Annotated in this window: 9 protein-coding genes; all 9 read left to right on the forward strand. The window is 60.9% G+C overall.

What is annotated here, in order from left to right; translation table 11 throughout:
- On the forward strand, positions 1-1,012 hold a 1,012-nt coding region (locus ACETWG_13020; GenBank protein ID MFB0517508.1), incomplete at its 5' end, for a short-chain dehydrogenase.
- A gap of 214 nt (positions 1,013-1,226) precedes the next feature.
- A complete protein-coding gene (locus ACETWG_13025) occupies positions 1,227-2,927 on the forward strand; it encodes a serine hydrolase (GenBank protein ID MFB0517509.1) in 1,701 nt (566 codons plus the stop codon).
- 1 nt (position 2,928) lies between these two features.
- The gene (locus tag ACETWG_13030; protein MFB0517510.1) at positions 2,929-4,239 is read left to right on the forward strand and encodes a hypothetical protein; all 1,311 of its coding nucleotides are present in this window, start codon (positions 2,929-2,931) and stop codon (positions 4,237-4,239) included.
- A 3-nt stretch (positions 4,240-4,242) separates the two neighbouring features.
- Positions 4,243-5,142 carry a sulfotransferase gene (locus ACETWG_13035; GenBank protein ID MFB0517511.1) on the forward strand — a complete coding sequence of 300 codons (900 nt, stop codon included), beginning with the start codon at positions 4,243-4,245 and terminating at the stop codon, positions 5,140-5,142.
- 137 nt (positions 5,143-5,279) lie between these two features.
- Positions 5,280-6,050, forward strand: a complete 771-nt coding sequence (locus ACETWG_13040) for an OmpA family protein (GenBank protein ID MFB0517512.1) — start codon at positions 5,280-5,282, stop codon at positions 6,048-6,050.
- Between the two features lie 368 nt (positions 6,051-6,418).
- Positions 6,419-7,423, forward strand: coding sequence for an arginase family protein (locus ACETWG_13045; protein ID MFB0517513.1), 1,005 nt, complete (start codon positions 6,419-6,421; stop codon positions 7,421-7,423).
- Positions 7,420-9,180, forward strand: a complete 1,761-nt coding sequence (hutU, locus tag ACETWG_13050; GenBank protein ID MFB0517514.1) for a urocanate hydratase — start codon at positions 7,420-7,422, stop codon at positions 9,178-9,180. Before ACETWG_13045 ends, hutU begins: the two co-directional genes overlap by 4 nt.
- A complete protein-coding gene (gene hutI, locus ACETWG_13055) occupies positions 9,177-10,436 on the forward strand; it encodes an imidazolonepropionase (protein MFB0517515.1) in 1,260 nt (419 codons plus the stop codon). Before hutU ends, hutI begins: the two co-directional genes overlap by 4 nt.
- Positions 10,437-10,458: 22 nt before the next feature.
- Positions 10,459-11,871: CocE/NonD family hydrolase (locus tag ACETWG_13060; GenBank protein ID MFB0517516.1), on the forward strand; the 1,413-nt coding region annotated here is incomplete at its 3' end.

Consider the following 11,871-nt stretch of genomic DNA (forward strand, 5'->3'; position numbering starts at 1 on the left):
CCATACCATGCTGCTGTTCCTCATGGGACGCACACCGGACGCACCCATCACCAAAGAGATCAAACCGGCGGCCGCCATCGCCTGGAAAGCCATCGACTACGGCGTCATCAAAAAACGTGGCCAGCCCATCGAACTGGTCGACTGCGCCCCCGATGATGCCACGCTGCTGGAAGGAACTTTCCGCTTCCAGGACCGCGGCAACTGGCGCTCGCTGGGCCGTCACCTGGAAAGCGTTTACGTGGACACCGGGGAAAATGGCACCTTCTCCCTGGGCGAGTTTGAGTGCATTACCACCATCGGGCAGATGGAATTCGTCACCCCTGAGGAGGTGGCCACCAACATCATCCTGGAGATTAAGGGTGACAATACCGGCAGCGACATCATTAACGCCCTTGACAACGCCATCATGGGGCCAACCTATCGGGCCGGCACCATGCGGGAACAGGCCCTGGCCCGCATGCGCGTCCTGGCCGCCAAGCACGGTGTCTCCAGTATAGCCTTCGAGCTGCTGGGTCCGCCACGCCTCTCCAAACTGCTCCATGAGGCTGATCTCCTGCGCCAGGTGCGGGGATCGCTAACGGCCGTCGCCGAGGCTGATACCAAAAAGCTCGCCCAGGAGCTGGAAAAGCGGGTGACCGAACATCCCGAAGTACGGAGCAAAATCATTTCCATCGGTATTCCCATCCTCATGAGCGACGGCCAGCGGCTGCTGCGGGGACCGGTGGTTGAGATTCCCTCCGCTCTGGGCCGCTCCGAAACCCCGGTTACATCCAAAGATATTGATGCCTGGGCCGAAGCCGGCTGGGTCGATCTCCGACAAACCAACGTGGCAAAATGGCAGTCGAGGGCTCGCACCATCCTGGCGGAGGTGGCGGCCATACCCCCCGATGATACCAGCTCCCGCTTCGACCAGGAATATGAGTACTGGTCGGTGGACAAGCCGCTGAGTGTGGGCAAAATGGCCGCCTGGATCTTCGTCCATGAAGACAAGGGCCTGCGGGTGAAACGCTAGAAATGGGGTGCCAAATCAGCCGGCTCTATTACGGCGCATCCGGGTCCCACAAGGTCTCATACGAAGCCGGCTATTAAGAGCATTGAGAGCGTGGCGGTGTTCCACGACGGGCAATTTAGAGCTAAGCAACCACACCACGGAGCAATATGGCACCGGCTAAATCAAGGCTTCAGTATCGACGAACCTGTCAGCACATTATGAAAGAGGAACATCCATGTACTTCAAGCTGAAAAAGATCCATTCCTGTTGGCTACATCTTCTGCCTTTACTGATGGCGGTCGCCCTGATCTCCCTGACGGCCCCTGAACCCCTCAGTGGCAAAGATTGGCGACTGCGCCGGGAGATCGACCGTATACTGCGTGAGAATTACCCCGCCAATGAACCGGGCGCGGCCGTTCTCGTCGCAAAAAATGGCCGGGTCGTCCTCCGTAAAGGCTATGGCATGGCTAATCTGGAACTGAATGTACCTATCGAACCGGATATGGTCTTTCGCCTGGGCTCGATCACCAAACAATTCACCGCCGTGGCCATCCTGATGCTAGCCGAAGAGGGCAAGCTGTCACTGGAAGATCCTATCACCACCTTTCTCCCCGACTATCCCACCCAGGGACACACCGTCACTGTGGAGCATCTCCTGACCCACACCTCGGGCATTAAAAGCTACACCGAGATGCCCGAGTGGCTGCCTCTCTGGCGGAATGATATGACCCTGACCGAGCTCATCGATCTGTTCAAAGATCAGCCCTTTGATTTTGCGCCCGGCGAAAGGTGGTACTACAACAATTCAGGGTATATCCTCCTCGGTGCCATCATCGAAAAGGCTTCCGGCCAGCCCTACGAGGAATTTATCCAGGAGCGCATCTTCGATCCGCTGGGAATGGAGCATTCCTGTTACGGCAGTGCCACCCGCATCATCAAACGGCGGGCAGCAGGATATCAGCCAACTACCGATGGCTTTCAAAATGCCGCCTATCTCAGCATGACCCAACCCTACGCCGCCGGATCACTACTCTCCAATGTGGATGACATGTTCCGCTGGCATCAGGCCCTGCAATCAGGCTCCCTGCTCCCACTGGAAACCCTTAATAAGGCTTTTGCCCCCTATATCCTCCCTGATGGCACCTCCACCGGATACGGCTATGGGTGGACTCTGGCTGATTATGAAGGACGCCGCACCATCGAACACGGGGGTGGAATCAACGGCTTCACCACCTATGTCATCTATGCACCCGCTGATGATATTTTTGTTGTCATCCTGACTAATAACGAGGGAAAGGATCCCGCCCTTACGGCTGTAAAAACCATGGCCCAGGCCCTGGGCCAACCTTACCGGGAACCGGTCGCCATCGAGATTGATCCCGAAATACTGGAATCGTACGTGGGCGTATACGAAATAAGCCCTGATCGGGAACGGATTATTACCCGTGACAGTACGCAACTGTTTTCCCAGGTTACCGGCGGGAGCCGGCAGAAAATCATGCCGCTCTCCCCCACTGAATTCTTCTTCGAATCCGGTGGCTTCTCCCGGCTTGAGTTCGTAACCGAAAGTGACGGACAGGTGGTTTCGGCCCTGCTCCACCGGCGTGCCGGGCCACCGGTGGTGGCTCATCGAACTGACAAACCGCTACCGGCTGAGCGCACTGCCATCACCCTTGACCCGGCGCTCTATGACCGCTACAGCGGCGAGTATGAACTGGCACCCGGTTTTTCGATCCAGGTGTGGCGCGAGGATGACCGTTTGCTGCTCCGGGCTACCGGCCAGGAATCCGCCGAGATCTTCCCTGAATCGGAGACCATGTTTTTCCTGAAAGTGGTTGATGCCCGGATCGAGTTTGTGCTCAATGAAACCGGGGAGGCAACCGGGATCATCCTGCACCAGGGCGGGCAGCAACTGCCGGGCAGGAAGATTCAATAACATGCCCTCGCTCCCTTCTCGCCCCCTCACCGTCATTGCCCACGTGGACATGAATACCTTCTTCGTCTCCGTGGAGCGGCTGAAGGACCCCTCCCTGGAAGGGAAGCCGGTAGTAGTTGGCGGTGAACCCGGGAGGCGTTCGGTGGTGTCCTCCGCCTCGTATGAAGCCCGGCGCTACGGCATTCATTCGGCCATGCCCATGACCGCGGCCGTCCGTCGCTGCCCGGACCTGATCGTAGTACCACCCAACTTCCACGACTACCAGCAGTACCACCAGCAGGTCAAGGCCATCCTGGCTGACTTCACCCCCACCCTGGAGATGACCTCCATCGACGAGGGCTACCTGGACCTTACCGGAACTGAGCAGCTGTGGGGACCGCCAGCCGCAACGGGCCAACGCATCCGGCAACGCATCCTGGCGGAAACCGCCCTGCCGGCTTCCATCGGCATCTCGTCCAACAAGCTGGTCAGCAAGGTGGCCAGCGATCTGGCCAAGCCCACCGGCGACCCTCGGAGAGGCGGAGCGTCTATTGCTGGGAAGGGAGGGGGGCGTACTGGGCTTGTCGAAGTACGACACCCGTTTATCGCCAGCGAGGGGGTAATAGTGGTACCACCAGGGGCGGAAGCGGCCTTCCTGGCTCCGCTGCCCCTGTCACACCTGCCCGGCTGTGGGAAAATGACCCTCCCCAGGCTTCAAACCCTTGGCCTGGGCACTATCGGCGAGCTGGCTGCGCGCGATGAAGCGGAACTGGTGACGCTTTTCGGAGAGGTAGGACGCCTGCTCTGGCAGCGGGCCAACGGGCAGGGCTCCCAGACCCTGGAAACCGAGCGCCAGCGCAAGTCCATCAGCAAAGAGACCACCTTCGCCGAAGACGTCCAGGACCTGGGTCATTTCCGCTCCGTTTTGCACCACCTGATAGAGGAAATATCCGCCAAGCTGCGGCGGCGGGGTGAGGCGGCCCGCACCGTCACCTTGAAGCTGCGCTACGCAAATTTCGAAACCCACACTTTCTCCCGGTCGCTGCAAGAGCCGGCAAACACGACGGCAGCCATATTCGAAGCGGCCGGCCAGCTGCTTAAAACTAACTGGTCCCTCAAGCGGCCGGTGCGGCTCATAGGAGTGAGTGTATCCAACCTGATGAAGGGGCAAGTTTCCGAATGGTTCCCTTCGGGACAGGAGGACCTGTTTGATCAGGAAAGTCAGGCCGCGGCCCGCCGCATCGCTATTGTGGACGAAATCCGGGAGCGCTTTGGCAAAGACAGCCTGGTGACCGGCGAGAGCCTGCATCTGTTGAAAAAGGACCACCACTGAGACATGGCCACGCTGCCGAACTTCCTGGTCGTGGGCGCGGCCAAGTCCGGGACCACTTCCCTGTACCACTACGTGAACCAGCATCCGGACATCTACATGAGTCCGGTCAAGGAACCCGAATACTTCTCATTCATGGGACAGGAGGTGCATTTCATTGGCCCCGGCGGCCAGAGCATGAACTTCGGCATCATTAACGATGCCGAGGCATATGCCGCCCTGTTTGAAGACCTTTCCGGTGAGAAAGCCATCGGGGAGTGTTCCACCTCCTACCTGTTCCTACCTCAGGCTGCGGCCAATATTCACCACGCTATCCCCCACTGCCGGATCATCATGATTCTACGCCACCCGGTGGAGCGCACCTTCTCACATTATCTGGACCACGTCCGGGCACTCTGTGAAGACCTGCCATTCGAAGACGCTATTGCAGCTGAACAGACCCGGGCGGACAACGGCTGGCGCTGGGGCTATCAGTATACCGGGCACAGCAGGTATTACGCACAGGTGAAGCGCTACTATGATCGATTCCCCGCGGAAAACGTAAGGATTTATCTATTCGACCGGCTGCAACAGGACCCCCACGGACTGATGGCCGATGTGTACCGCTTTCTAAATGTAGACGACACCTTCCGGCCCAACGTCAGCAAGGTCTACAATCCCAGCGGCTTGCCCCGACGCATCTGGCTGCAGAAGCTGCTGGTCAAACCCAATCCTTTAAAGACACTGATCAGACCTCTCCTGCCCCGGCACTGGCGGCGGCGGATCATTCAAAGCCTGACCCGAGCCAATCTGATCCGAACCACGATGGAACCTGAAGCCCGACAGCGGTTGACAGAGCTCTTGCGGGAAGATACCCTGGCTTTGCAGGACCTCATCGGCCAGGACTTGTCTAATTGGCTGGTGTAATCCTTGCCGATTGATCTGAACAGATTAAGTCTGTAGATTCCGTACTGCGGACACCCTTCGGCTGCCAACGCCGTAGACAATACGGGGCGGATGGTAGTAATCGAGTTCAGGGCTTTAATCATATGGAGGAAGGTAAAATGACCACCACGCGCACTTCCGGAATCCCAGGGTTATACTGGTTCCTGCTGGTCCTGTTTGCCTTAGGAGCCGTCGGATGCGTATCGAAAAGCAAATACGATGACAAAGCGGCCCAGGTTGAGAAACTGCGTCAGAAAGCGGCCGATTTGAACCAGCAGAATCAACAGCTGGAAGCCCGGGTACAGGTGTTGGAAGGCCAACTGCTCACCGTTGTCGGTGAAAAGGGCTTCCTGGAGGTACGCATCGATTCGCTGGTCAAACAGACGGCCGCCGATCTCGAGCGTCTCCACGCTTTCCAACAGCAGCTGGAGCAGAGCCTGCGGGCGGAAATCGACCGCGGAGAGATCACCATCGCCGAACTGCGGGGTCGGCTCTCCATAAACATCGTAGATCAGATCCTGTTCCTCTCAGGCGAAACCGAGGTACGGCAGAAAGGTCAGGAGGTACTGAATCGGGTTGGAGATGTCTTGAAGAATGTCAAGCGCCAGCGGATCCAGATCGCGGGACACACGGACAACGTGCCGGTCGGGGAGAAGCTCCAGCATCTTTATGCCACCAACTGGGAGCTCAGCACGGCGCGCGCTACCACCGTTACCCGTCTGCTGATCGAGAAGTACGGTGTGAATCCCAAGCTGGTTGCGGCAGCAGGATACGCCGAGTACAAGCCCGTGGCTTCCAACGAGACCAAGGCCGGTCGTGCGAAGAACCGGCGCATCGAGATCATTTTGACGCCAGTGGAGACCGGCAGGACAGCAGTATTCATACGGTAGCTCTCAGGAAACCGGCGCGACCCGACTTTCACGAATTGGCCCCCTTGTCCGGGTAACCTTTCGTATCAGCGCGATCCACACGCTGCTTACCTGCATGGTCAAGACGATGGTCGCGATAGCAGCCTGAAAGCCGAAATCGCTAATCATCTCGGCCTGGTGACCGACGGTTGCCGAGTAAGACACCTACGAGGAAGTAGGTGATGATCTGGGGTTAACGGAATCGCTGCAGAAGGGCGCCGAGAACCAGGATGGCGAATGCCGTCCCTGCCAGTGTAATCATCAGTGGACTCATATTCATGGCCTGACGAACTCCCTAAACGTGGAAAGGCGCACCAAGAAGCTGGCAAGCTGGGTTAAATTCAGTTCACATGGTCTCGCGCCCCAAATACACGCTATTGGCAAACGTAACCTTTCCTGAACCGTTAGCCAAAGTTAATGATCCCCGCCTGAAAAACCGCTTCCAGCCCTGGGACGGCCAGCCCGCGGATGTGGTTCTGATTGGCATACCGTTTGATCTGGGTGTGGAGCTGGGTGGGGGTCGGCTGGGAGCCGCGGGCGGTCCCACGGCCTTCCGCCAGGCCATGCTACGTTTCGGTACAACCTATGATGCCGAACAGGATATCGACTTCGACCATTTGCGGCTGGCCGACGCCGGCGACCTGGAAGTAGTCCCGGACGACGTGGGTGCCACCCATGAGCGTCTGGCCGAGGTGACAGCTGCGATCCTGGCGGCGGGCGCGGTGCCCATCATCATCGGCGGCGGACACGACAGCACCTTCGGCTCGGTCACAGCACTGATGGCCAAGTATCCCTCCGTAGCCGGCATCAATGTAGACGCCCATCTGGACCTGCGGGAAGTGGTGGACGGGCGTATTTCCAGCGGCACCCCTTTCCGCCGGATCCTGGAGGAGCTGCACCTGCCGGGGGAGAACCTGGTGGAATTCGGGCTACACGGCAATGTCAATTCCCACGCTCACATGCAATATGCCAAGGAACAGGGGGTCCGCTGCTGGACTCGCGGTCAGCTGCGGGATCAGGTTACGGCCACGATCTTTTTCCGGGAGCTCCAGCAATTGAGCGACCGAGCGAACACACTCTTCATATCGATTGACCTGGACGTCTTCGCCGCAGCATACGCGCCGGGCGTCTCGGCACCCGGCACGGAAGGCCTGACACCGGAAGAGGGGCGCCAGCTGGCTTTCCTGGCAGGCCGTCATCCCGGCGTCCGGCTGTTCGAATTGATGGAGCTTAATCCGCTATTCGATGCGGACGGGCGCACCAGCCGGCTGGCGGTGATGCTGCTGTGCGCCTTCCTGGCCGGTCTAGCCACTCGTAAGGCGGCAACGCGGGCCGGGAAAAAGGAGTCGCGATGAACGACCAGGAAATTATCTTAAACGAGCGTAAAAAGTACGACTGCCGGTGTGATATTGGCGCCGAGCTGGCCCGCTACGGCCGGCCCCTGCACCTGGCCGCTAAACCCACCAAGCCGCCAAACGCCCCTATCGGTACCACCAGAACCGCCGCCACCTGGGACGCCGAAGCCGCCAAACGCATGCTGCTCAACAACCTGGACCCCGCCAACGCCGCCGACTGGGAACAGCTCATCGTCTACGGTGGTACCGGCCGCGCCGCCCGCAACTGGCACGAGGTCCACAAGATCACCGCGGCCCTCGACCAGCTGGCCGCGGATGAGACCCTCTGCGTCCAGTCCGGGCGGGCGGTATACGTCGCCCGGACCTATCCCCACGCCCCGCGGGTGATCATCGCCAATTCTAACCTCGTCCCCCGCTGGGCCACCCAGGAGCATTTCGATGAGCTGGACCGGGCCGGCCTGATGATGTACGGCCAGATGACCGCCGGCTCCTGGATCTACATCGGCACCCAGGGCATCCTGCAGGGCACCTACCAGACCTACCTGGCCGCCGCCGAAAAGCATTACCGGGTCCCGACCCTCAAAGGCAAGTTGATCCTCACCGCGGGCATGGGAGCCATGAGCGGAGCCCAGCCCCTGGCCGTGACCATGAACGAGGGGGTGATCCTCGACGTGGAGGTCCGGCCCGAGCGCATCGAGCGCAAGGTCAAAGAGGGCTACTGCGACCACATGGCCGCCTCCCTCGACGAGGCCCTTTCCTGGGCGGACGAAGCCCGCAGTAAAGGCAAGCCCCTCTCCATCGGCCTGGTTGGCAACGCCGCCGAGGTCTATCCCGCCCTGGTGCAGCACGGCACTATTCCCGACATCGTCTCCGACCAGACCCCCGCCCACGACCTGGGCGCCTACGTGCCCATCGGCGATCTGCAGCAGCTGGACGAGCTGCGCGTGCGGAACCTGGCCGAGTACCACCGCCGCTCGCTGGACAGCATCGCGAAGCATGTGGCGGCCATCCTTGATATGCAGCGCCAGGGTGCCGTGGCCTTCGACTACGGCAACAACCTGCGCGCCCAGGCGGAGCAGGCGGGAGTGGACATCCGGCAATCCGATGGTGCCTACCGCTACCCTGGCTTCGTCCCGGCCTACATCCGGCCCCTCTTCTGCCGGGGCATGGGCCCCTTCCGCTGGGCCGCCCTCTCCGGTGATCCCGCCGACATCCACACCATCGATGAGCAGCTCACCCGCCTATTTCCGGACGACGAGGGTCTGCACCGCTGGCTTCGCCTGGCAGCGGAAAAGGTCCCCTTCCTGGGCCTGCCCACCCGTATCTGCTGGCTGGGCTACGGCGACCGGGCCCGCTTCGGCGAAGCCATCAACGGCCTCATCGCCGACGGCAAGGTCTCGGCACCCATCGTCATCGGCCGCGACCACCTGGATACCGGCTCCGTGGCCTCCCCGGACCGCGAGACCGAAGGCCTGCTGGACGGCTCCGATGCCGTCGCCGACTGGCCCCTGCTCAACTTCGCCCTTAACACCGCTGCCGGGGCCTCCTGGGTAGCATTCCATCACGGCGGCGGGGTGGGCATCGGCAATGCCCTCCATGCCGGGATGGTCATTGTGGCCGACGGCACCCCCGAGCGGGCCGAGCGTCTGGAGCGGGTGCTCACCGTCGATCCCGGCATCGGGGTCGCCCGCCACGCACTCGCCGGCTACGCAGAGGCCCAACAGACCGCCAACGAGAAAGGCATCCGGCTGCCGTGACCGCCGACCTGCTGATCATTAACGCCGCCGAAGTGGTGTCCTGCGCCGGCTTCTCCGAGCACCCTGCCCGGGGAAAGCAGCAGGCTGAGCTGGGGATAATTAAGGATGGGGCTGTTGCCATCGCCAACGACAGAATCCTGGCAACGGGGAAAAGTGCCGCCCTGCGCAAGGCTTACCCTGTAGCCGACGATAAGGTTATTGATGCCCGGGGCGGCGTGGTGCTGCCGGGCTTCGTGGACTCCCATACCCACCTGATCTTCGCCGGGGACCGGGCCGACGAGTGGGAAGCCCGGATGCAGGGCAAGCCCTACCTGGAGATTCTGCGTGAAGGTGGCGGTATCCTGCGGACGGTTCGTGAAACCCGCCAGGCTTCCTTCAATGACCTGCTCGATCAGGCCCGAACCTGGGCCCGGCGCTGCCTGCAATATGGCACCACCACCATCGAGATCAAGAGCGGCTACGGCCTGGACCGCGACACTGAGCTCAAAATGCTGGAAGTAGCCCGGGCCCTCGGCGATGAAGGTCCCCAGCGGGTGGTCGCCACCTATCTGGGCGGCCACGTGGTGCCACCGGAGCACACCGCCCAGCGCAGCGCCTATCTGGAGCTGGTCGAGGCCACCGCCGCCGAGGTGAAAGAGCAGGGTCTGGCCCAATTCTTCGACGTGTTTTACGAAGAGGAAGCCTTTACCCTGGCCGAGACCGAACGCCTGCTGACCTACGCCCGGGACCTGGGCTTTGAGCTTAAGCTCCACGCCGAGCAGTTCACCTCCTCAGGGGCCGCCGCCCTGGGGGCCCGCCTGGGTGCGGTCTCAGTAGACCACCTGGAACATATCGACACCGCCGGTCTGGATGCACTGGCCTCCACACCTAGCCCCCCCATCGCCGTGCTCCTGCCGGCGGTGTCCTTCCACCTGAGCCTGCAACAATACGCCCCGGCCAGACAAATCATCGACGCCGGCCTCCCCCTGGCCCTGGCCACCGACTTCAATCCCGGCTCATCCTTCACCCCCTCCATCCCCATGGTCATCGCCCTGGCCTGCCGCCAGCTTAAAATGAGCGTGGCCGAGGCTATCGTAGCCACCACCATCAACGCCGCCCACGCCCTCGGTATAGGGGCCGAAACCGGCAGCCTGGAGCCGGGCAAACGCGCCGACCTAATCATCTGCGATGTGCCCGACCACCGCTGGCTGGGCTACGCCTTCGGGTGGAACCCGGTGCGGGAGGTGTTGGTCGGCGGGAAACTCGAACAGACCTGACGTTTGGCGGAGGGACCACCTCATGAAATCAGATAACCGGTATTTGGGCATGCATCTCCTGATAACACTCCTCCTGCTGCTGATCTTAGGGGGGCCGGCCTGGCTCCCAGGTCAGGACGAAGACGAGAGCAACGTTTACATCAAGGAGCACTACACCAAGAGGGAGGTCCGTATCCCCGTACGTGACGGAGTGGCGCTCTTTACAGCCATCTACACGCCGAAGGACACCACCCGGCGCTATCCCATCCTGATGTATCGGACCCCTTACAGCGTCAGCCCCTACGGGGAGGATCGGTACCCCCACTCCCTCGGCCCGAGCAGGCTCTTCGCTGAGGAGGGCTACATTTTCGTTTATCAGGATGTGCGCGGGCGTTTCATGTCCGAGGGCGAGTTCGTCAATATGACCCCCCACGTGGCCAACAAGGAAACCAGCCAGGATATCGATGAGAGCACGGATACGTATGACACCATTGAGTGGCTCCTGCAGAACATCCCCGACCATAACGGAAAGGTAGGCCAGTGGGGCATTTCCTACCCCGGCTTCTACTCCGCGGCCGGGATGATCGACGCTCACCCGGCCCTGGTGGCGGTATCGCCCCAGGCACCCGTCGCGGACTGGTGGTTCGACGACTTCCACCATCACGGTGCCTTCTTCCTGCCGCATACCTTCAATTTCTTCTCAACATTCGGTCTGCCTCGCGACAGTCTGACCACTGAATGGACATCCCGGTTCAAGCACGGCACCCCGGACGGCTACCAGTGGTTCCTCGACGTGGGACCGCTGGGCAACCTCGAGGAGCATTACCTGAAGGGACGAGTGCCCTTCTGGACGGAGACCACCGGTCATCCCAACTACGAAGAATTCTGGCAGGCCATGAATATTGTGCCGCACCTGCAGAACGTGGCACCGGCAGTGATGACCGTGGGCGGCTGGTTTGATGCGGAGGATCTCTACGGGCCCCTCCATATCTATCGCTCCATCGAGGAACAGAACCCGGACATCTATAACATTCTGGTCATGGGCCCGTGGCAGCACGGCGGCTGGGGCCGCAGCGACGGCGACTGCCTGGGCAACGTAACGTTCGGAGAGAAAACCTCCATCTTCTACCGGGAAAACATCGAGCTGCCCTTCTTCAACCATTACTTGAAGGGTAAAGGGGAACCGGATTTGCCCGAGGCGTACATGTTTGAGACCGGGGCCAATCGCTGGCGCACCTTCGACCGTTGGCCCCCGGTGAATGTGGAAGTACGCCACCTGTATTTCCATGCCGACGGCCGCATTTCCTTCGATCCGCCCCCCAGCCGGAAAAGGGCTTACGACGAATATATCAGCGACCCCGAGCATCCGGTGCCCTTCACTCAGGACATCGCCATCGGAATGACCCGCGAGTACATGACCGACGACCAGCGCTTCGCCGCCCGCCGACCCGACGTG

This window comes from Candidatus Neomarinimicrobiota bacterium, from assembly GCA_041862535.1.
Lineage (GTDB): Bacteria > Fidelibacterota > Marinisomatia > SCGC-AAA003-L08 > TS1B11.